This is a genomic window from Pseudomonas sp. IT-P74 (assembly GCF_949768175.1).
Lineage (GTDB): Bacteria > Pseudomonadota > Gammaproteobacteria > Pseudomonadales > Pseudomonadaceae > Aquipseudomonas.
This window is the reverse complement of record NZ_CATKQD010000022.1, coordinates 314,325-335,195: the sequence shown is the minus strand read 5'-3', so window position 1 is coordinate 335,195 and position 20,871 is coordinate 314,325. Positions and strand designations below refer to the sequence as shown.

Below are 20,871 nucleotides of genomic sequence, written 5' to 3'. Positions count from 1 at the left end.
CGACCAACCTGGAGCTGGCGGTCGACACTATCCGCAGGTCTCGGCGACGGCCTTTTCAGCGCGTTTGAATTCCTGTTTGACGTCGGTGGGGATGCGCTGCTTTTTCATTTCCTGACCGAGGAAGGGTTGTTCGCCTCGGGACTGGACCTCTGCGTCCTCGGCGGTTATCTGCGCCTCGATGGCAGCGGCGTGCCTGTCGATGACGGCATCGACCTCGGCTTCATTTTTGGCCGTATCGAGCGCTAAAACCAACTGGCCGGCCTCGGCTTTTTCGGCTTCGGCATAGGCTTCGACCGTCAACCCGGAGGCCAACGCTCGCGTCTGGGTTTCCAGGCGATTGAGATGCTCGCGGGCGGCCTTGCAGACCGCTTCCTGTCGCTGGCTCTGGATGTGTTCCCAGGTGTTCAACCCATAAATCGCGGTCCCGAGTACCAGAAGGGTTGCAGCGGCCCCCATTAATTTGCCTTTCACTTTTGGCGCCCTCAAATGGCAAGGGAAGGGTGTTGCACAAACGATTCCCGATTCAATTCGAGTAAAGAAAAGCGTAGCAGAGCTGTTCGGGGTGAATGTGCGCCGATAACTCCCCGAGATTCGGCTCAACACTAAGCACCTGTTTTAATGAACAATTTTTTTTGTTTGGGCTTCCCAGACGAGGAAAATGTTGGTAAATTTGCGCCCACTCTTGCAGCGGCCCTCAGGGAACCAGTCGCGAGAGCAGGCAACAGGTCTTGTTGCCACTCAAGAAAGCGAGTGCCAGGCACTCATCGCAACAGATACAGGGGCGTCGCCAAGCGGTAAGGCAGCAGGTTTTGATCCTGCCATGCGTTGGTTCGAATCCAGCCGCCCCTGCCATTTTTTATTCCTGCCTAATCAGATAACACTCGACCGACGGTTATTATTCGTCGATTCGTTGTTTTTTTGCCTCCCGTTCCCCCGTCTACCACTACCGAAAGCACTCCGGGATGGCCTCGGCAAACGGATACAAGGAAAAATACGGCCGTGCCTCGTCGATCACCCGCTTGACCGAGGGCCTTTGTGTCAACCTGTCAAAATACGCACTCAAGTGGTGGTGATCGGCGGCAAAGGGTACGAGGGTGCTGGCGTAGAACAGCGCCGGGGCGGCGGCGCAATCGGCCATGCTGAATGCGGGGCTGGCTGCCCAGGTGTTGGCGGCCAACTGGCGTTCAAGCATGCCGTACGCCGTTGTCAGCGCGGCGCGTTCGCGGGTCAGGTCGCTGTTTGCGGCATGGATTCGGTCGGCGACGATTTTCTGCATCGGCACCTGGACATGCAGGTCGAAAAAGCGATCCCACAGGCGGACTTCCAGCGCGGTTTCCCAATCGTTCGGAATCAGATGCGCCTGGCCGGGATGGAGCCGGTCCAGGTACTCAATGATCACACTCGACTCCGGCACATTCTTTTGCCGGGCGTGATCGCGCAGCACCGGAAACTTGCCGATCGGCCACAGCGTTTGAAGCTCGGCCCGGTCAGCCTCGTTGCCCAGGTCGATGACCCGTTTTTCAAACTCGATTTCCAGTTCATAGAGCGCGATCAGCGTTTTGTGGCAGAACGACGAGAGCGGATGGAAATAAAGAGTCAGTGACATCCTTCTATTCCTCGGTGAGATGGAAAGCACTTGATTATCGGTCGCCATCGGCCAATGCGCGAGGTGTTCCAGCCTGAGGTCCGGCGCCTGCTGTTTGGGTTAGAGTGCAGGTCTTCTGGCCTGAACTTCAGGCATGGTATCGAGAAGACGCAAGCCTTGTGCTCGCAAATGCGCTCCCGAAGGAGCGCCATGGTGAGGCGCGGAAGATCACCGATCCTGAAGGTGTGGGTTCGCGTTCAGCGCCGCCCGGCAACTGGCTTTGAGTGCCCGCCCCCGTGACGCCGCATTGGCCCGGTAAGAGACGTGGCCGCGCAGACGGTCTTGCACCGCACTGCTGTCGCCACCATCCTCCGGGATGCCCCAGGTCACGACACGCCCGTCGGAGGTGAGGGCAGTAAAACCGCAAATGTTGCTGTAAAGCGCCAGTACGTTGGTCAGTTGGTCGACCACCGTTGAGGTATCGCCTCCGGCGGCGCGCTCCCCCCAAGCTACCACCGTGCCGTTTTTACGCAAGGCGGCGAACGCCGTAAATGTACCGCACACCTGTACAATGTCGTCCAGATCGGCAATGTCGCCAGGTACTGTTCCTCCGAATGATGGGTTCCCCCAGGCTACGACACGGCCATTGCCACGGCGAGCGGCGAATGCCTCCATTGCGGCGCTGACGTCAACGATGTCGATCAGTTCTCCTATCTGGCCAATCCACGGTGTCAGCCCCCAACAGATAAGCTTGCCAGTGGCGCGTCGTGCGGTAAAGGAATGATTGGTGGCGCAACACAGCTCAATGATGTCGGTCATGGCGGCGATGTTGTCCGGCAATTTGCCGCCTCCGCTTTCGTAGCCCCAGGCGACGAGGCTGCCGTTGGCGCGAAGTGCTGCAAATGCACCTACGTTGCCAATGATGGTCTTGATATCGGTGAGCCTGGCAATGTCCTCTGGCAGCGTACCGCCATGATCTGCGCGTCCCCATGCCAGTACATGGCCGGTTGTTCGCTGTGCGACGAAGGCGTCATGGGCGGTGACAACCCTGACAACGTCATTCAGTGCAGCGATTGGCGCAGGAACGGCGCCGCCGCTCCCAGCATTCCCCCAGGCCACCACGTGTCCCGTGGTTTTGAGGCCGGCAAACGCCCTGCCGTTACCGACAACTTCAACAAAGTCCAAGGGCGAGCCAGTCATGTCCCCGCCATCTTCGGCTGATCCCCACGCCACGACCTCGCCATCCGCCCGGCGTGCCGCAAAGGCGCCACCGTTGCCGCTCACCTCAACGATGTCGTCCAGGGTGATGATGGGAGCGGGAATTGTTGCACCGTGGGTATCCCTGCCCCAGGCGACGACATCCCCCGCATCGCGAAGCGCAACAAACGCAGACTGGCCGCCAATGGAGCTACCGTTACCGATGATGTTGGCCGGATTCAGCGTGAGCTGATCATCGCTGGTACGAACCTGCAGCGGCTCCTGCGGCTTGCTATCGCGCCAGGTGGCTGCCGTTGTCCAGTCGCTGTCGCCGGGGTACTTCCATTGCGCCTGCACCGGCTGATCCGTTGTTGTGTTGAAGGCGCTCAATACCTGCGAGGAACGGGACGCACGCCGGGTACTGCGGATGTTCCGCGCACCCATGACCTTCAGATTGCCCGAACCAATCACCCGGCGCACATCGTAAACGCTCGGGTCAGCGGGGCCATCGGTGCCCCCGGCTTTGCGCGCGATGGAATAGCTGAGGCTAATGCTCGAGTCTACGTTGTCGGCGATCACCGAATACGCCACTTTGATGGTCTTCAGCTCCTTGTCGGCCTCCTCTGGCTGGACCTGGTGGGTATAGGTAGTGACGGTTTTACCTTGCACCTCCACGGTGATGAAGTCATCGGTTTTCAGCAGGGCTGTCTGGGCAATCACGACAGTGGCGCCCAGAGGGTACACATCGTCCGGGTTCAGTAGGTCGTTGCCGGCACCGGTGGCTTCCCAGAAGGTGGCCACGGGTAGCTTGAAGGCCTTGATCGTGTAAGTGCGTACGGGAAAAACCACGGCCTCGCTCTCATTCGTGCTCTTGTTGAGCGTCGCTTTACACTCGATGGTCAGGGTACTGCCATCTTTCAAGGTTCGAAGGCTGGCGGCAGTGAGGCCGCGATTTTGAAAGCCATTGTCGATCCACTGCTGAGAGACAGCTGAACCCGGTACGATACTGTAGTAATAGTGGCTGTTGTCAGCGTAGGTACCGCTCAGAATCATCCAGGCACGCTGACCAGCGCTGATCAACGGCCAGACGCCAATGCGAGAGGCGGTATTGGCGGTCAGGTTACCCACATTGAATTCGGGGCCTTCGCCATCGTTGTCGGCAGCCAGGATCAGGGGCTTGGGCAATTCGCTTTGCGGCAGATTCTGTACCGCCAGGCTCAACGGCAATGACGTAACAGGTTTGCCGTCCCGGGTAACGGTAAACGTCACAGTCACCGTTTTGCCCAGGTTGAACGCCAGCACCGTGACCGGCAGTTCAATGTTCAGGCTCGTCTCACTGATCGGCCTGGCTGCGGTGGTGTGGGAACCCTCGGCATGGCTGCCGGGCGCCGCGGCCCAGGTCACGCTCAGCAGGTCAGTCTGTAGCAACCCGGCGGGCGGCACCTCGGCCGTCAGCGCTTCCACGGCGTTCATCGGGAGCAAGGTTTTGCCGTCCGGTTCGGCCTGGCGGATTTTCGGCGGGGCGAGTTCCAGGGCGGTGCCGACGAGGAACGTCAACGGATTCGAATAACTGGTATTCCCCGTCTCCTTGCGCAGGATGCGATAGCTGGCCGTCACCTTCTGCCCGCGATTGGGCTCGATGTGGGTGGCGACGAACGTGGCATTGAGGGTGAAGTTCACATCCTTGTCGGCGGTCAGGGCATTGAGGGTGATCGAGTCTTCGGTTCGGCCGCTGACTTCGCCCATCCAGGTGTAGGTCACGATATCCCCGCTTTTGCTCGGGTTTTCCGTGGGTCTGGGGGCGGTCAATCGGCTGGCGCCGTTGGGCAGGTCGCCAGGCTCCAGGGCGCCATCGGTTTCACCGAGGACGATGGGCTTGACCAGTTCGAGTTGCGGCTCGCCGACCTTCAGTTTGGCGGCGTGCTCTGAGCCACGACGGACGACAGTGCCGTCTTCATCAGTGAGCAGGTTGTACGACAGGTCCAGATTGCCACCCTCGAGCGTCTTGAGGTGTTTGCCGTCGACGGTGATGAAAAAGCCCTTCGGGTCGTCGGCTTCATCTTCGTCCGGAAAGAACCACTCCAGCTCCGGATCATAGGTACTGCCATTGGGGCGGGTGCCGAACCATTTGGGCTCGATCGCCGTCCCGACCACGATCAGTGGATTAAACGGAATCCGGATGCGGGTGCTGGGCAGGTCGGGGTCGAGGCTGCCCTGTTGTTCATCTTCGGCAATCGGCGCGTCCAGGCGGTCGACCTCGCCCACGACCTGGACAAACCGCCCTTTGGAACGCAGAGGGTCGGGGCTGCCGGCCCGTCGCACTTCATAAGAGAAAATGACCTGGGTCTTCACCAGCTTGCGGACATCTTCGCTAGACAGCGAAATTTCGTAAGTGTGAGGCAGGTTGTCGATGAATTTTTCTGGCGCTGTGATTTCGACCGGGTCACCGTCCAGGGTGGTGCCGCGCATCTTCACGACGATGACATCGTTCAGCTCGAACGACGGCGGGGTGGCCCACACTTGAGCCGTGACCGGCTTATCACCCAGGGCATCGAGGTCAAGGACATTGTTCAGCGTCTCCTTGACGATAGGGGCGAGCAGCAGACTGGTGCCGATGGAAACGACGATCCGGGTTTCCTTGCACCAATCCTCCGAGTAGTTGCCGACCTTGTCGCGGACGATGAAGGTCACGGCCAACCCGGCGCTGTCGGTGTCACCGGCCTGCTCAATGGTGTCTTTGGTGATCAGCACCTCGATCGGGTGATTGACCGGGTCGCTGATCTGCTGCGCCGTCAGTGGCGCTGATTGCTGGAGCACGCCCCCCCAACTGACGAAGATGACATCACCCTCGGCGGCGTCGGGGTACGGGATGCCGGTGCCGGAGGCGGCACGAATCACAATGGGCACCCCTAGTTCGGCGATGTCCTTGTCCACGCCGCCTTGGACGATGTCCGGGGGGATGAACATGAACAGGTTGGAGTGGCCGAAATCCGGGTCGGTGTCCTGGCCGCCGGGGATTTCCAGTTTGACGTAGAGCTCGAGGGGCGGGGCGTAGGTTTCGGGTGCCTGGTTGAGCCGGGTGACCCGGTAGGCCAGGGTGTATGAACCCGTCGGCAATCGAGCCGGCGCGACCCACAAGGTTGTACGCTGGCCGATTTCGGCCGGGTCGCCAAGGGTGTGTTGGTCGACCGGGTTGTTGTTGAGCAACAGCTCGACCTTGTCGCCCAAGCCTTGGGTCGACCACACGTGAAGCTGCACTTTCAGCCCCTGTTCCGGAAAGTTGCCCTGGGCCGCGGCACGGTTGATGCCCCATTCGCCGGAAGGCAGTGGCGGTTCGGTGCGCCCGGGAATGTCCGGGTCGAGCAGGGCCAGGGGATTGAGGTTTTTCACGGGTTGAACGAGCATGACAAGGACTCCTGTCGCGAACGGAAGAGGGGCGCGGTGGAGGGATTTAAAGCCTGAAGGGGTGGGGCTGCCTACTGTCAGATCTGACAGGTCGGGAGGGGTTTCCGATGAGTGGTAGGGCGTTGCAGGCAATCGCGCAAGACTCTTCTGGTGGGGTGCTACCACTACCGAACAAACGGTATGGCGCATCGAGCAAAAAACAGGGGACTTCATGGAAGTCCCCTTTTGTTTGTCCGCGTTGCAGCTTTCGTTTCAGCGACGCCAGAACAAACGAGCCAGCAGCGCATCGATGCTGAACTTGCCGGCACCCGACAGCAGCAGGGGCGTGAGGGCCACAAGGTAGATCAGAGGCAGTTTGAAGTTGCCGTAACCCTTGTTGCTGATGGCATAGCCTTGGGCGAGTTCACTCAGGGTGTGCCAGTCGGCGGGCCAATGCACCGCAGCGGTTGCGACGAGGGTCACCACCATCAGGCTTAACGCCGAAAAACGTGTGCCCAGGCCCACCAGCAAGGTCAAGGCGAAGATCAGTTCGGCCCACATCGACAGTTCCCAGTTCAGTGTCGCTGGAAGGTGGTCGAACGGAAACGGGAAGCGCGTCTGGATATCGGTAAACCAGTTCTGGCCGTTGAATTTTTCAAGACCGGACTCGAAGAATTCCCAGGCGAGGAATACCCGCAGCGCCAGGGGGGCAACCCAGTCGCCGGCACGGTCGAGGTTCAGGTGCAGGCCTTTGACGGCCGAAGAAATGGAGGTGCTCATGGACGTTGCTCTCTTTCAGGTTCAGGGCGGCGGGGCAACGGCATGCCCCGTGAGTTGAGCGCTTTGATCGGCGTGGCCAATCGACAGGCGTATTTCATCAATGGGGTGTATCTGCGGTGTGTCGCTGTGGCGGGGTTTTGCGTGCGGGGTGTGTCGGGGGTGGGGCTGTATACATTGAGATACGTAAGCGGCCACCGCTGTCCCCCGTAGGAGCGAGCTTGCTCGCGATGGTCGTTAACGAAAACGCGTGCCTGCTGGATAAACGCGGTGTTCCGGAGTCCATCGCGAGCAGGCTCGCTCCCACAGGGGAATTGCTATACATTTTCAGGCCGCCCATTGCATGGTGATACCGCTTCATGTCCCTCGCGCTCGAACGTCTAGTCGCTGGCACGCCGATCCCTTTCGCCGGTAATCGTGTCACTGTCGTCAGCCCCGAACTGGCGCAACGCTTCCAGCCCGGTGACCACCTGCTGGTGGAGCAGGTCAATGGCGAGCTGCTGCTGATCCCCGTGGCGGACCAGCAAGCGGCCAACATCGCGATCGAGCGCGCCCAGGCGGCTTTTACCGCGCTGTCGACAGTGTCCGATCAAGCGATCAGCACGTTTTTCGACCTGTTTGCCCAACGCCTGGAAACCCCGGAATGCTGGGCCTTGATCGAATCCGCCAACCTGGCCGACATCGAACGGGCCAAGGCACGCGGTCGCTCGACCACCCGCTTGCTGGCCGATGAGCGCATGCGTCGCGACATGATCGCCGGCCTGCGCGCCTGGCGTGATGCAGCGGCCAGCCGTGGCAAGGTGATCAGTTGCGTCGAGCACGATGGCTGGAAAGTCGAGCAAGTGGTCTCGCCCCTGGGCATTGTCGCGTTCGTCTTCGAAGGCCGGCCGAATGTGTTTGCCGACGCGGCCGGTGTATTGCGCACCGGCAATACCGCCGTGTTGCGCATCGGCAGTGATGCGTTGGGCACCGCCCAGGCGATCGTCACCCATGCACTGAATCGCGCACTGAGCGACGCCGGCCTGCCGGTCGGTGCCGTATCGCTGGTGGAAAGTGTCAACCACGCCGCCGGTTGGGCGATGTTCGCTGACCGGCGCCTGTCATTGGCGGTGGCCCGTGGTTCGGGTCGTGCCGTCAGCCAGTTGGGCAGCATCGCCCAGCAGGCCGGCACGGCGGTCAGCCTGCACGGCACCGGTGGCGCGTGGCTGATTGCCAACGCCGATGCCGATGCCTCGCGCTTTGCCGCCGTGGTGCGCAACTCCCTGGACCGCAAGGTCTGCAACACACTGAACGTCTGCCTGATTCACCGCGACCGCGCCGCTGAACTGGTGCCGCTGTTCCTCGACGCACTCAAGCAGGCCGGCACCGCAAGGGGCCAGGGATGCAAGCTGCACATCGTCGAAGGCAGCGAGTCGCACCTGCCGCAGGACTGGCTGGCTGCAACGGTCCAGGTGTACCGCGCCGAAGGCTATCAGAGCGAGGCACAGGCCGAGCCGTTGCCGGAAGATCAATTGGGCCGTGAGTGGGAGTGGGAAGAAACCCCGGAAGTCAGCCTGAAGATCGTCGACGACCTGGACAGTGCCATTGACTTGTTCAATCGCTACAGCCCGCAATTCACGGTGTCGCTGATCAGTGAAAGTGCCGAGGCCCAGGAGCGTTTCTACAACGCGGTCAACGCGCCTTTTGTCGGCAATGGCATCACTCGTTGGGTCGACGGTCAGTACGCGCTGAACAAGCCGGAACTGGGGCTTTCGAACTGGGAGAGCGGGCGCCTGTTTGCTCGCAGTGCGATTCTCTCCGGTGATGGCGTGTTCACCATTCGCAGCCGCATGACCCAGGTCGATCTGGGTGTCAAACGCTGAGATGGCCCAGCCTGTGACCGTTGCAAGGGCGGTCACTTTTTGAATGGACGACGGTTCTGATCACTACAAAACCCTGCGGGCTTGCTCGCGAATACGGTGTATCAGTTGACATAGTGTTATCTGACACACCGCATTCGCGAGCAGGCTCGCTCCCACTGTTGATCTTCGTTCAGGCATAAAAAAGGCCTGCTCCTTATCGGGAGCAGGCCTTGTTTATCAATAAGTCAGTCATGACTCATTTCAATTAGTAGAACCGGTCAATCACCCGAACTTCGTTCTGATTCTGCATCGAGGCCCAGGCCTGTTTCAGGGTTTGCAGAACATTACCGATGAAGTCCTTGTCGGCGGCGGCTTTCTTGCCGACATAACCCTGGCCGCGACGGTACATCTTCAGTCGGGCCAGCAGGTTCTGGTTGTTCTGGTCGAACTCTGCTTCATGGGCGTGCGGCGACAGGCAGTCGATATGAACCTGGCCACACTTGCTGATCCAGAGAATATGGTTGTCGTGGCTGTCTTTCTTTGCAGCGAAGATACGAGCCAGTTCATCGATAGTTGGTTGATTGTTCAAATTCATCATAAAGCCCCTTGACCAATTGGTGATCTTTCAAAGTTGATTCGCTAATACAGGTAGCCCATCGGTTAGTTGATCCCTGGCACCGAAACCAGGACGTCAGCGTTCGACCGCCTTATCGGGCGGGGTCCTGCGTCTGTTGCATGTAGTCGTGTTGAATAACTGCTACGCAATAGCGTCACAACGAAGAGAAGCGGCGAAAACCTTAAGGCCACTGCCGACGTTTTCAGGGTCGGCCACAAGCTTCATGAGGATTGCTCGCCAAGACTTCTCGCCCTTGTACTGGACGTTCAGGCCAGGTCAGCTTCTTCAATCTGCCTTGTGGGCAGCGTGTATCCGGGAAAAACAGCTCGGCGGTCAGACGAGCTTGCTCAAACGTGTTGCCTGTACTCCCGATCGGGGAGACGTCTGCATCATGCAAGGGCAAATCGGAGGCGTCAACGGTTTTGTAGTGAATATTTTCAGTCACTACATATTGTCGGACAAAGCTGTTGGGAATTAGCGCGGGGGGCGAGGTCGTGTCGGTCAGGACGACAAAGGCGGACACTCAAAGCGGTAAAAAGTGCAGGGATGACCGTCAACTACCTGCTGATGCAAGGTGAACCCGCCAACGTTGAGCCCCGGCATTACGGCGGCCCAGAACAGGCGCGCCGGCTGGTTCGCCTTGATGTGGAAAATCTGCCATTGACCGGGGAAGCGGCTCAAGAGGGTGGAAACGACAAATCGCGCGACACCCTGGCCACGGAAGCGTCGGCTGACAAACAGATAGCCGATGTTGTAGTCGGCACCAGGTAGATGGACCTGGTTATCCACGGTCACGAAGCCGGCCAGTTCACTGTCGACCTTGATCAGGAAGGGCCGGGTGGCCGGGTTTCGCCAGTAGTCGGGCATGGGAAGGATGTTGAACAAACCGTATTCGCCCAGTTTCAGCGGCAACCATTCGCTGAAGTCGTAGGTGTAGAACTGCATCAGGTTCTCGATGGTTTCCAGTTCATCGCGTTCGGCGGCGTGCAGTTCTATCGAAGGCATGCGGGTTGGCTCCAGTTACGCCGGGGCAGGGACACCGTTCATTATGGTTGCCCACAGGGTTCGGTGCCGGGTTCAGGTTTTGCTTGCCGGCTTTGCCCTGCGCCTGGTGCCGCTTGCTGGTTTGCGTGGGGTGCTCTTGCGTTTTTTCTTCCAGGGGGCCGCGGCGGAGCCACCGGGCGGTGGGCCGCTGATGGTCAGGTTCAGCCCGGCACAGCGACTGACCTGTTTGCTCATCCACGCCGCCTGTTTGGTGACGAATTCTTCCAGGCTCATTTCCCCGCTTTGCACCATGTCCAGGGCCTGTTCCCAGATCGCCGTGGTGCCCGGATCGGCGATGGCCCGCGGTACTGCGTCGATCAGGCTGAACGCGGCCGGCGTGGCGGCCAGGGCCTTGCCGTTCTTGATCAGGTAACCACGGTCGAGCAGGCCCTGGATGATCGACGCGCGAGTCGCTTCGGTGCCGATGCCGGTGGTGTCCTTGAGTTTTTGCTTGAGCAGCGGGTCTTCCACCAGTTTGGCGACATTCTTCATGGCCTTGATCAGGTCGCCTTCCGTGAACGGCTTTGGCGGTTGCGTCCAGAGGTCCTTGAATTGCACGCCGGCCACTGCGCAATCGATGCCTTCGGCCAGGTTGGGCAGTGTCTGCGGCGCCGGGGCTTCGCGCCCCTTGGCCGGAGCCAGTGCTTCGGGCAGGGCACGTTTCCAGCCAGGCTCGATGATCTGCTTGCCGACAGCCCGCAAGGCCTCGCCGGCGCAATCGAAGTTGGCCTGGGTGCGATCGTATTCGTGATTGGGCAGGAACTGCGCCAGGTATCGCGCGCGGATCAGGGTGTAGACCGCACGCTGTTTACCCGCCAGCTTGTCGAGATTCTTCGCCGCCGCCGTGGGGATGATGCCGTGGTGCGCGCTGACCTTGGCATCGTTCCAGGCCCGTGAGCGCCGTTGCGGATCCAGGTGATCGTGCAAGGCGTTCAACGCAGGATCGGCCTGGCGCAACGCCGCCAGAATGGCCGGTGCCTCGCTGTGCTGGCTGAGGGGCAAGTAGCCGCAATCACTGCGCGGATAGGTAATGACTTTGTAGGTTTCGTAGAGTGCCTGGGCGATATCGAGGGTTTCCTGGGCGCCGAGGCCGAGCTTCTTCGAGCAGACCTCCTGCAGGGTGCCCAGGTCGAACGGCAGCGGGGCCACTTCGCGCATCCGTTCGGTGCGCAACTTGATCACCCGCGCACTGACCGCGCCGCGCATGGCGGCTGCCGCCTGTTGGGCCAGCGCCTGGTTCAGGCAGCGGTCCTGATCGTCGCACAGCTCCGATGCCGCGCGCCATTGCGCCGTGAACGTGGTCCCGTTGTGCAGCAATTGCACGTCGATGGCCCAATAGGGGACGGGCACAAAGTCGGCGATGCTGCGATCGCGATCCACCACCAGGCGCAAGGTCGGCGTTTGCACCCGGCCGACCGGCAACACGCCTTGATAGCCGGACTGGCGCCCCAACAGGGTGAACAATCGACTCATGTTCATGCCGATCAGCCAGTCGGCCCGGGACCGCCCCAGGGCCGAGTGATAGAGGCTGAAGGTTTCGTTGCCCGGTTTGAGGGCCGCGAGGGCCTTGCGGATGGACGCATCGTCCAGCGCCGATAGCCAGAGGCGGCGGATCGGCCCGCGATAACGGCAATGCTCCACCAGTTCCCGAGCGATCATCTCGCCCTCGCGGTCGGCGTCCGTGGCGATGATCAGTTCGGACGCTTCACCGAGCAGGCGCTTGACCGCCTTGTACTGGCTGGCGGTGCGTGGCTTGACGGTCATTTTCCACTTTTCGGGAATGATTGGCAGGTCCGCCAGTACCCAGCGCTTGTAGCGCGCGTCGTAAGCATCCGGCGGTGCGGTTTCCAGCAGGTGGCCGATGCACCAGGTCACCGTGACGTCCGTTCCCAGCCAGCAGCCATCGCCCCGGCGCCGGGCGCCGAGGACAGCCGCAATGTCTTTGGCCTGGGAAGGTTTTTCACAGAGGTACAGCCGCATAACCACCATCGTCGATCAATGTGCCAAGGGTGCACAGAATGGCGCTTGATGGACGATGGAGCAATCTTTATCTGTATGGATGTACAGCTTGGTGTGTCACTTCCGTTCGGCTGCGAAGCAGTCGTGAGGGTAAAACTTGGGTTATACCTGATAAATCGAGGTTTCAGGTTTTGGGGCCGCTGCGCAGCCCATCGCGGGCAAGCCACGCTCCCGCATCATCGATTTGCAGGTCCATCACCGTCATGAGGAACGCATTCCATGAAAAGCTCCGGTCCTAGCCCTGTCATCACCATCGCCGAGCAGCCTGGCTGTCTGCTGGTGAGATTTCACGGTATTCAAGTGGCTGCCTCGGCGCGGGCCCTGGTGTTGCTGGAGGCCAATTACCCGCCGGTGTACTACGTGCCGCGCGAGGATATCGACGAGAAGTATTTCGCCCGCACCGACCACACCAGTTATTGCCCGTACAAGGGCGATGCCAGTTATTTCAGTTTGCAGGTGCCAGGGCATGAAGCTGCCAACGCGGTGTGGAGTTACGAGAACCCCAAGGTGTCTGTCGAACAGATCCGTGAGTATGTGGCGTTCTATCCGGATCAAGTGAAGTTCGAACTGCTCGATGCCGAGGTTTGATTGGGGCTGGTTACCGCGACGAGGGAGGCGCTCCCTCGTCGCGAACAATGACCTCAGTTCTTGTCGAGATCGACGTTGCGCGTCTCACGCAGGCAAATCATCCCCACCACCAGGCTTACCCCGGTGATCACCACCGGGTACCACAGCCCGTAGAAGATGTCCCCGGTGTACACCACCAACGCGAACGACACGGTCGGCAGGAAGCCGCCGAACCAGCCGTTGCCGATGTGGTAGGGCAGGGACATCGAGGTGTAGCGGATGCGGGTCGGGAACAGTTCGACCATCAACGCCGCCAGCGGGCCGTAGCACATCGCGGAGATGATGATCAGGGCAACGATCAGTGCCACGATCATCGGCTTGTTGATCTGCTGCATGTCTGCCTTTTGCGGGTAACCGGCCAGGGTCACGGCACCGCGCAGGGCGGCTTCGTCGAAACCATCGATCTTCACGTCACCGACGCTGACCTGCACGCCGCTGCCGGCCGGGGCCGCTGCGCTCTGGTACGGCAGGCCCTGCTTGACCAGGAAGGTCTTGACCTTGTCGCACGGGCTGTCGAATTTCGCCTTGCCCACCGGGTCGAACTGGAAGGTGCAGGTGGCCGGGTCGGCCATCACGGTGATCGGTGCCTGGCGGCTGGCCTGGTCGATGGCCGGGTTGGCGTAGTGGGCCAGGGTCTTGAAGATCGGGAAGTACAACGCGGTGGCCAGCAGCAGGCCGATCATCAGCACCGGTTTGCGCCCGACCTTGTCCGACAGCCAGCCAAAGAAAATGAAGAAAGGGGCGCCAATGGTCACGCTGACAATCAGCAGGCCGTTGGCCACGGCCGGGTCCATTTTCAGGAACTGGGTGAGGAAGAACAGCACGTAGAATTGCGCGGCGTAGAAGGTCACCGCTTGCCCGGCATTGATGCTGAACAGGGCGATCAACACCACCTTGAGGTTTTCCCATTTGCCGAAGGAATCGCGAATCGGCTGTTTGCACAGCTTGCCTTCTTCTTTCATTTTCACGAAGGCTGGCGACTCGTGCAGGCTCATGCGAATCCAGGTCGAGATGCCCAGCAGCACGATGGAAAACAGGAACGGAATGCGCCAGCCCCAGACTTCGAACTGGTCACCGGTAAAGTAGCGGCAACCCAGCACGACCAGCAGCGACAGCAGCAGGCCCAGGGTCGCGGTGGACTGAATCCAGCTGGTGTGGAAGCCACGCTTGCCGATGGGCGCGTGCTCGGCGACGTAGGTTGCGGCGCCGCCGTATTCACCGCCCAGGGCCAGGCCCTGGAGCATGCGCAGCACCACCAGAATGATCGGCGCGGCGATGCCGATGCTGGCGTAGGTCGGCAGCAATCCGACGCAGAACGTCGCCAGGCCCATGAGGACGATGGTGGCGAGGAAGGTGTACTTGCGCCCGATCATGTCCCCCAATCGCCCGAACACCAGCGCGCCGAACGGCCGGACGATGAAGCCGGCGGCGAAGGCCATCAGGGCAAAGATAAACGCCGTGGTGTCGTTGACCCCGGCGAAGAACTGCTTGCTGATCACCGCCGCGAGGGCGCCATAGAGGAAAAAGTCATACCACTCGAAGACCGTCCCGAGGGACGAGGCGAAGATGACTTTCTGGGTTTCCTGGCTGGTGCCCGCGCTGCGCACGGCTTCCAGGGTTTGAACGTTTTCCGACATTCCGGTATCCCTCACAGTGATTGTTTTTGTTGTTCCACTGGTGCTGCGTGTTCCATTTCAGGGGTAATGCTCGATGTCCGTGAACATGATGTGGGTCCTTGTAGGAGCGAGCCTGCTCGCGATGGCGGTGGGTCAAACAACGAAGATGTTGACTGTCATTCCGTCATCGCGAGCAGGCTCGCTCCTACAGGGATTGTGTGTGCAGCGGAGTCGAGGATCATCCGCGCCGCCTTCTCGGCAATCATCAGCGTCGGCGAGCAGGTGTTGCCCGAGGTGATGCGCGGCATGATCGAGGCATCGGCGATGCGCAGGCCGGGGATGCCATGGACCTTGAGCTGCGCATCGACCACGGCGTCGGCGTCGTTGCCCATGCGGCAGGTGCCCACCGGATGGAAAATCGTGGTGCCGATCCGCGCGGCGGCTTCGTGCAGTTGCTCCTCGCTTTGCAGGCTGTCGCCGGGCAGGTATTCCACCGGATTGAAGGCGCGCAGGGCCGGAGCGGCCACGATGCGCCGGGTCAGGCGAATGGCGTCGGCGGCGACCCGCAGGTCCTGCGGATGACTCAGGTAATTGGGTTGGATCAGCGGGGCTTCTTGCGGATCGGCGGAGCGAATTTCCACCCGGCCACGGCTTTGCGGACGCAGATCGCAGACCGACGCGGTGAACGCCGGGAAGGCATGCAGTGGTTCGCCAAAGCGCTCCAGCGACAGCGGTTGCACGTGGTATTCGAGGTTGGCTGACGTCTGCTCCGGCCCCGAGCGGGCAAAGGCGCCCAACTGGCTCGGCGCCATGGACAGCGGACCACTGCGGTCATACAGGTAGCGCAGGCCCATGCCCATCTTGCCCCACAGGCTGCCGGCAATCTGGTTCAGGGTGCGGGCGTTTTCCAGCTTATAGATCAGCCGCAGTTGCAGGTGATCCTGCAAGTTACCGCCGACACCGGGCAGCTCATGGGTGACGCCGATGCCCAGCCGCTCAAGCAATGGTCGCGGGCCGATGCCGGAACGTTGCAGGATGCTGGGCGAACCGACCGAGCCGGCACACAGGACGATTTCCTTGCGCGCCTTGAAGGTTTTCGCCTGGCCTTGCCAGCGGGCGCTGATCGCCGAGGCGCGGCCATTGTCCAGCAGCACGCGGTCGACTTCGACACCGGTCAGCACGGTGAGATTGGGACGCTGGCGAATGGGTTTGAGAAAGGCCTTGGACGCGTTCCAGCGGATGCCGGCCTTCTGATTGACCTGGAAGTAACCGCAACCTTCGTTGTCGCCCTGGTTGAAGTCATCGATGCTGGCGATGCCGCTTTGTTCGGCGGCGCTGCGGAAGGCATCGAGAATCGGCCAAGACAGGCGCTGGCGTTCGACTCGCCATTCGCCCGCGGCACCGTGAAATTCGGCGGCGCCGGCAAAGTGGTTTTCACTCTGCTTGAACAGCGGCAACACCTCTTGCCAGCTCCAGCCAGGGTTGCCGTCGGCGGCCCAGCGGTCGTAGTCGCCGGCCTGGCCGCGCATGTAGATCATGCCGTTGATCGAGGAGCAGCCGCCCAGTACCTTGCCGCGCGGGTAGCTCAGGGCGCGACCTTGCAGGCCCGGTTGTGCTTCGGTCTTGAAGCACCAGTCGGTGCGCGGGTTGCCGATGCAGAACAGGTAGCCCACGGGGATGTGAATCCACGCGTAGTTATCGCGGCCACCGGCCTCGAGCAGCAACACGCGATGTTGCGCATCGGCCGACAGTCGATTGGCCAGCAGACACCCGGCCGGCCCGGCCCCGACCACGATGTAATCGTATTCATCCAGGGGAGTCTGCATCCCTGACCTCGTTTTGTTGTTCTTGTTGTCTGTCATCCTAGTTGTTAGCTTTCGTCAAAAGAATGTTAGTTTTTGCGCAGCCGCTGTGCGTTTTTAAACAGCATCCCGAACGGCAAAGAACAAGGACGCTTCATGTTCGACTGGAATGACCTGCGGTTTTTTCTCGAATTGCAGCGCAGCGGGCGTTTGCTTACGGCTGCCCGTCGCTTGAATACCACCCACGCCACCGTGGCGCGGCATATCGAGGCCATCGAAAAAAGCCTCGGTACGGCGTTGTTCGTCCAGCATGCCCAGGGTTACGAGATGACCCCGGCAGGCGAGGCGTTGCTTAAACACGCTGAGGCGATGGAGAACGTGGCACTGCTGGCCCAGGAGGAAATTACCCAGTCCACCGCGCCGCTGGGCAAGATCCGCGTCGGGGTGACGGAAGGGCTGGGCATCATGTTCCTGGCCAGTCGCATGAACGGCTTGTTCGAGCGCTATCCGGGGCTGGAGGTGGAACTGGTGGCGGTGCCGCGCTTTGTCAGCATCCTCAACCGCGAGGCGGAAATCAGCATCCACCTTGAGCGTCCGGCTGCCGACATGTTGGTCACCCGCAAACTCACCGATTATCGCCTGGCGCTCTATGCCAGCCAGGACTACCTCGACCGCTCACCGCCGTTGCGCAGTCGTGAGGACCTGGGGCGTCATGCGTGGATCGGCTATGTCGACGACCTGCTGTTCAGTCAGGAACTGATGTTCCTCAACAGCTTCTGCCGCAATCCGCGGGTGGTGTTTCACAGCACCAGCGTGATTGCCCAGCAACAGGCGGCCCGCTCAGGCCTGGGGATTGCCGTGTTGCCGTGCTACATGGCCAGTGCTGATCCGGGGCTAGTGCCGTTGTTGCCGGATGAAAGCATCCAGCGCAGCTACTGGATCAGTACCCGCCGGGAGCTGCACAAGTCGGTGCGGTTGCGGGTGTTGTGGGATTATGTGGTGCAGATGTGTGAGCGGGAGCAAGGGTTGTTGTTGGGCGGTGCCTGAGCTGGCGCCATTGCGAGCAGGCTCGCTCCTACAGGGGACCGCATTCCAATGTGGGAGCGAGCTTGCTCGCGATGGCGGCGGCACATACAGAATTGATCTTATGGTTTAACCGAGAATCTCGAACGCCGTGCTGGCCAGCCGCTCCCCATTGACCATGATATGCACCGCATGGCGCCCCGCATAATGCCGGCGGGTGGTGAGTTCCTTGATCTGCTGACCACGGCTGACGGCTTCGACGGCGTTGCCCGGCAGCGTCAATGCCTTGAGCTTGAACACCTTCGCCGACGTACTGCCGTTGGCCTTGACGTAATCGATGGCGTAGTCGATCACCAGGCGCTGGCTGCTTTGGACGGTGGATTTGACGGCAAACGACAGGGTGATCTTTTCTCCCAGGCCAATCACCGGCGGTTCGACTTTCACATCAACGATCTCGACTTCAGGCTTGCCGCCCGCGCCGATGATCGCCAGTGCCCGCCGGTTGCCCTGTTTGATCAGGCTGCGCAGGGCGTGTTTGGCGATCCATGCGGTGTGCCGGTTGTCCAGCGACCAGCTTTCGATCAGGTCCAGCACCCAGTCGGGATGATCCTTGGTGATGTCATTGAGGTGGTTGGCCACGGACTTGCGCACGTACAGGCTGCTGTCGGCCTTGAGGTTGTCGAGGATGTTCGCGGCCAGTGTCGGATCGGCCTGGACGGGTTCCAGGCGGAATGACCAGGGCAGGCGTGGCCGGCACCCTTCGCTGGCCAGGCGCCGTACATGCTCGTTGTCGTCCAGGGACCAGGCGTGCATCAGCTTGAGTGAGCGCTCGAGGTCACTGCGCAGGAAGTGACGGATTGCGAATTCCGAAGAGCCAAAAGTGGTGAAGTACTTCAGCGCGTCCATCGACTGATCGAACGCATGGGCGCCGTAGCTGGCGACATAGTGCGGCAGGCACATGCTGACGAAGCCGCTGTTCAGGCGCGGGGCAAGGGCGCGCAGCACCTGCAGCGACGCTTCAAAGTCCAGCGGCAACACCGCATGCAGGCACTCGCTGACCCGGGCCATGCGTTGCATGACGCTGAGGTCTGCCAGGCCGGATTGGGCCAGCTTCAGGAAGCGCCTGGCCTCGAATGACGGATAGACCGCGGTCATTTCGCTCGCGATGTGCTGGAGGCGCTCGGGGTTGAAAATTTCCTTGAGGGCCGGAGAGGGTTTGTCAGCCATGATGGCTCCTTGGCAATTGTTGTTGATCCATCACACCGCGTTATCGTTCATCGCGAGCAGGCTCGCTCCTACAGAAGAGCGTATAAGCGACAAAGATCCAGTGTAGGAGCGAGCCTGCTCGCGATGAGGCGCTCAAATTCACCTCAATTCTTGCCCGCTTGCTCCTGCAGTTGATCCGACTCGAACAACCGGCCCAGTTCGACCCGCGCTTCCTGCGCCGTCTGCATCACTTTCACCGCGTCGTCGTACACCGCATGCTGGGCTTCAAGCACCTCTTCGTCGTGCTGCTTGAAACGCTTGATCCGCGCATCCGCCTGGGCCTGGGTCAATCCCAGACCGATCAGGGTTTGGCGGCTCATTTCCAGGCTCGAATGGAAGGTTTCGCGCACGGCGTGAGCGCCGACGTCCATTAGTCGGTGCACATGCTGACGGTTACGGGCACGGGCGATGATTTTCATGTGCGGGTAGAGCTTGCGCACAAGTTCCGCGGTCTTGATGTTGGTGTCCGGGTCGTCGGTGGCGATCACGAAATACTCGGCTTCCCCGACCTTGGCCGCGTTGAGGATTTCCGGGCGCATCGGGTCGCCATAGAACACCGGCACGCCACCAAAACTGCGGGACAGTTCGATGGTTTCCACCGAAGTGTCGAGGGCCACGAACTTGATGTTCTGTGCGCGCAGAATCCGCGCAATGATCTGGCCCATGCGACCCATGCCGGCGATCACCACCCGTGGCGCATCGGTGTCGATTTCGCGGAACTTCTCCGGCACTTCCACCGGTTGCACTTTCGGGCTGACCAACCGCGCGCAAACCAGCAGCAACAGCGGCGTCACGGCCATGGACAGGGTGATGGTCAGCACCAGCAAGTCATACAGTTCGGTGGCGAACAGCCCGTGGTCGCGCCCGATCTTGAACACCACAAAGGCAAATTCACCACCGGCCGCCAACACGATGCCCAGGCGGATCGCACTGACTTTTTTCAAGCCCCCGGCCAGGCGACCGACCAGGAACAGCAGCGGCAGTTTGATCGCGATCAGCAGCAGGGTCAGGCCCAGCACCGCCACCGGCATGCTCAGCAACAGGCTCAGGTTCGCACCCATGCCGACGCTGATGAAAAACAGCCCGAGCAACAGGCCCTTGAACGGCTCGATCTGGGCTTCCAGTTCATGGCGATACTCGGAGTCCGCCAGCAAAAGGCCGGCGAGGAAGGCGCCCAGGGCCATGGAAATGCCGACCAGCTCCATCAGCCATGCCGTACCGATCACCACCAGCAACGCCGTGGCGGTGGAGACTTCTGGCAACGCGGTCTTGGTCACCACGCGAAACACCGGCCGCAGCAGATAACGCCCGCCGATCACCACCACGGCGATGCTGGCCAGCACTTGCAGGCCGTGGTTCAGGTTTTCGCTGGCGGTGGTGCTGTGGTCGCCACCGGCCAGCAACGGCACCATGGCGATCAAGGGGATCGCGGCGATGTCCTGAAACAACAGGATCGCGAACGCCAGCCGCCCGTGGGGGCTGGTCAGTTCCTTGCGTTCAGCCAGGCTTTGCAGGCCGAACGCCGTGGACGACAGCGCCAGGCCCAGGCCCAGGACGATCGCGGTGTTCAACGGTTGGCCAAACAGCCACAGCGCGACCACGCCAATCACCGTGCCAGTGAACAACACTTGCGCCAGACCCACGCCGAACACTGATTTGCGCATCACCCACAGGCGTCGCGGCGACAGCTCCAGGCCGATGATGAACAGCAGCAACACCACGCCGAGTTCGGAAATGTTCGCGACGCTTTGCGGATTGTCGATCAGGCCCAGCACCGACGGGCCGATGATCACTCCGGCAAACAGATAGCCCAGAACCGCCCCCAGTTGCAGGCGCTTGGCCAAGGGAACGATGAGCACGGCCGCCATCAGAAACACGACAGCGGCTTGTAGCAGGTTGCCTTCATGGGGCATGGGTGAAACTCCAGAACTCGACACAGCGGGGGCGTCAAGGATAAAGGCTGGGCTCGCCGAAGATCTACCGTGGGTTGTCAGTTAGATCTTTACAGTCGGGCCGCGGCCTTCGCGAGCAGGCTCGCTCCCACAATGTTTCCTGGTCGTACGCAAATTCTGTG

At 60.9% G+C, this 20,871-nt stretch carries 14 protein-coding genes and 1 tRNA gene; 4 read left to right on the top strand and 11 right to left on the bottom strand.

Annotation, left to right across the window (positions count from 1 at the left end):
• Positions 1–27: 27 nt before the first annotated feature.
• Positions 28–456, bottom strand: coding sequence for a hypothetical protein (locus ACM6J5_RS15400; protein ID WP_095945687.1), 429 nt, complete (start codon positions 454–456; stop codon positions 28–30).
• A 321-nt stretch (positions 457–777) separates the two neighbouring features.
• Between ACM6J5_RS15400 and ACM6J5_RS15395 the strand changes: the two genes are divergently transcribed.
• A tRNA-Gln gene (locus tag ACM6J5_RS15395) sits at positions 778–852 on the top strand.
• 91 nt (positions 853–943) lie between these two features.
• Here ACM6J5_RS15395 and ACM6J5_RS15390 read toward each other — a convergent pair.
• The 3 genes from ACM6J5_RS15390 to ACM6J5_RS15380 form a co-directional block, all read right to left on the bottom strand.
• Entirely contained in the window at positions 944–1,606 is a 663-nt protein-coding gene (locus ACM6J5_RS15390; RefSeq protein WP_414928873.1) for a glutathione S-transferase family protein, read from the bottom strand.
• Positions 1,607–1,813: 207 nt separating this feature from the next.
• The gene (locus ACM6J5_RS15385) at positions 1,814–6,187 is read right to left on the bottom strand and encodes an RCC1 domain-containing protein (protein WP_414928872.1); all 4,374 of its coding nucleotides are present in this window, start codon (positions 6,185–6,187) and stop codon (positions 1,814–1,816) included.
• Positions 6,188–6,439: 252 nt separating this feature from the next.
• Positions 6,440–6,946, bottom strand: a complete 507-nt coding sequence (locus ACM6J5_RS15380) for a DoxX family protein (RefSeq protein WP_414928871.1) — start codon at positions 6,944–6,946, stop codon at positions 6,440–6,442.
• 356 nt (positions 6,947–7,302) lie between these two features.
• Between ACM6J5_RS15380 and ACM6J5_RS15375 the strand changes: the two genes are divergently transcribed.
• Positions 7,303–8,805 carry an aldehyde dehydrogenase family protein gene (locus tag ACM6J5_RS15375; RefSeq protein ID WP_414928870.1) on the top strand — a complete coding sequence of 501 codons (1,503 nt, stop codon included), beginning with the start codon at positions 7,303–7,305 and terminating at the stop codon, positions 8,803–8,805.
• Positions 8,806–9,049: 244 nt separating this feature from the next.
• On the opposite strand, the gene ACM6J5_RS15370 is transcribed toward ACM6J5_RS15375, so the two are convergent.
• The 3 genes from ACM6J5_RS15370 to ACM6J5_RS15360 form a co-directional block, all read right to left on the bottom strand.
• Positions 9,050–9,379 carry a hypothetical protein gene (locus tag ACM6J5_RS15370; protein ID WP_032829393.1) on the bottom strand — a complete coding sequence of 110 codons (330 nt, stop codon included), beginning with the start codon at positions 9,377–9,379 and terminating at the stop codon, positions 9,050–9,052.
• A gap of 522 nt (positions 9,380–9,901) precedes the next feature.
• The gene (locus ACM6J5_RS15365; RefSeq protein WP_095944095.1) at positions 9,902–10,405 is read right to left on the bottom strand and encodes a GNAT family N-acetyltransferase; all 504 of its coding nucleotides are present in this window, start codon (positions 10,403–10,405) and stop codon (positions 9,902–9,904) included.
• Positions 10,406–10,477: 72 nt separating this feature from the next.
• On the bottom strand, positions 10,478–12,424 hold the full coding sequence (locus tag ACM6J5_RS15360; protein ID WP_414928869.1) for a DNA topoisomerase III: 1,947 nt from the start codon (positions 12,422–12,424) through the stop codon (positions 10,478–10,480).
• A 258-nt stretch (positions 12,425–12,682) separates the two neighbouring features.
• Here ACM6J5_RS15360 and ACM6J5_RS15355 point away from each other — a divergent pair, with 258 nt between their 5' ends.
• Complete coding sequence (locus ACM6J5_RS15355) at positions 12,683–13,051, top strand: DUF427 domain-containing protein (RefSeq protein WP_095944097.1); 369 nt, start codon at positions 12,683–12,685, stop codon at positions 13,049–13,051.
• A gap of 53 nt (positions 13,052–13,104) precedes the next feature.
• On the opposite strand, the gene ACM6J5_RS15350 is transcribed toward ACM6J5_RS15355, so the two are convergent.
• Together ACM6J5_RS15350 and ACM6J5_RS15345 are read right to left on the bottom strand one after the other, a co-directional pair.
• Positions 13,105–14,727, bottom strand: a complete 1,623-nt coding sequence (locus tag ACM6J5_RS15350; RefSeq protein ID WP_414928868.1) for an MFS transporter — start codon at positions 14,725–14,727, stop codon at positions 13,105–13,107.
• A 155-nt stretch (positions 14,728–14,882) separates the two neighbouring features.
• Positions 14,883–16,532 (bottom strand): GMC family oxidoreductase, encoded by a 1,650-nt coding sequence (locus ACM6J5_RS15345; protein WP_414928867.1) that lies wholly within the window; start codon positions 16,530–16,532, stop codon positions 14,883–14,885.
• 132 nt (positions 16,533–16,664) lie between these two features.
• Between ACM6J5_RS15345 and ACM6J5_RS15340 the strand changes: the two genes are divergently transcribed.
• Complete coding sequence (locus ACM6J5_RS15340) at positions 16,665–17,555, top strand: LysR family transcriptional regulator (protein WP_095944100.1); 891 nt, start codon at positions 16,665–16,667, stop codon at positions 17,553–17,555.
• Between the two features lie 105 nt (positions 17,556–17,660).
• On the opposite strand, the gene ACM6J5_RS15335 is transcribed toward ACM6J5_RS15340, so the two are convergent.
• Positions 17,661–18,758 (bottom strand): DNA alkylation repair protein, encoded by a 1,098-nt coding sequence (locus ACM6J5_RS15335; RefSeq protein WP_414928866.1) that lies wholly within the window; start codon positions 18,756–18,758, stop codon positions 17,661–17,663.
• 143 nt (positions 18,759–18,901) lie between these two features.
• Positions 18,902–20,710 carry a monovalent cation:proton antiporter-2 (CPA2) family protein gene (locus ACM6J5_RS15330; protein ID WP_095944102.1) on the bottom strand — a complete coding sequence of 603 codons (1,809 nt, stop codon included), beginning with the start codon at positions 20,708–20,710 and terminating at the stop codon, positions 18,902–18,904.
• Positions 20,711–20,871 lie beyond the last annotated feature (161 nt).

Excerpts from the sequence above, each read along its gene's own strand:
- ACM6J5_RS15385 (WP_414928872.1), bottom strand. The coding sequence starts at position 6,187 with ATGCTCGTTCAACCCGTGAAAAACCTCAATCCCCTGGCCCTGCTCGAC.
- ACM6J5_RS15355 (WP_095944097.1), top strand. The coding sequence starts at position 12,683 with ATGAAAAGCTCCGGTCCTAGCCCTGTCATCACCATCGCCGAGCAGCCT.
- ACM6J5_RS15375 (WP_414928870.1), top strand. The coding sequence starts at position 7,303 with ATGTCCCTCGCGCTCGAACGTCTAGTCGCTGGCACGCCGATCCCTTTC.
- ACM6J5_RS15330 (WP_095944102.1), bottom strand. The coding sequence starts at position 20,710 with ATGCCCCATGAAGGCAACCTGCTACAAGCCGCTGTCGTGTTTCTGATG.
- ACM6J5_RS15350 (WP_414928868.1), bottom strand. The coding sequence starts at position 14,727 with ATGTCGGAAAACGTTCAAACCCTGGAAGCCGTGCGCAGCGCGGGCACC.
- ACM6J5_RS15400 (WP_095945687.1), bottom strand. The coding sequence starts at position 456 with ATGGGGGCCGCTGCAACCCTTCTGGTACTCGGGACCGCGATTTATGGG.
- ACM6J5_RS15380 (WP_414928871.1), bottom strand. The coding sequence starts at position 6,946 with ATGAGCACCTCCATTTCTTCGGCCGTCAAAGGCCTGCACCTGAACCTC.
- ACM6J5_RS15370 (WP_032829393.1), bottom strand. The coding sequence starts at position 9,379 with ATGAATTTGAACAATCAACCAACTATCGATGAACTGGCTCGTATCTTC.
- ACM6J5_RS15345 (WP_414928867.1), bottom strand. The coding sequence starts at position 16,532 with ATGCAGACTCCCCTGGATGAATACGATTACATCGTGGTCGGGGCCGGG.
- ACM6J5_RS15340 (WP_095944100.1), top strand. The coding sequence starts at position 16,665 with ATGTTCGACTGGAATGACCTGCGGTTTTTTCTCGAATTGCAGCGCAGC.
- ACM6J5_RS15360 (WP_414928869.1), bottom strand. The coding sequence starts at position 12,424 with ATGCGGCTGTACCTCTGTGAAAAACCTTCCCAGGCCAAAGACATTGCG.
- ACM6J5_RS15365 (WP_095944095.1), bottom strand. The coding sequence starts at position 10,405 with ATGCCTTCGATAGAACTGCACGCCGCCGAACGCGATGAACTGGAAACC.
- ACM6J5_RS15390 (WP_414928873.1), bottom strand. The coding sequence starts at position 1,606 with ATGTCACTGACTCTTTATTTCCATCCGCTCTCGTCGTTCTGCCACAAA.
- ACM6J5_RS15335 (WP_414928866.1), bottom strand. The coding sequence starts at position 18,758 with ATGGCTGACAAACCCTCTCCGGCCCTCAAGGAAATTTTCAACCCCGAG.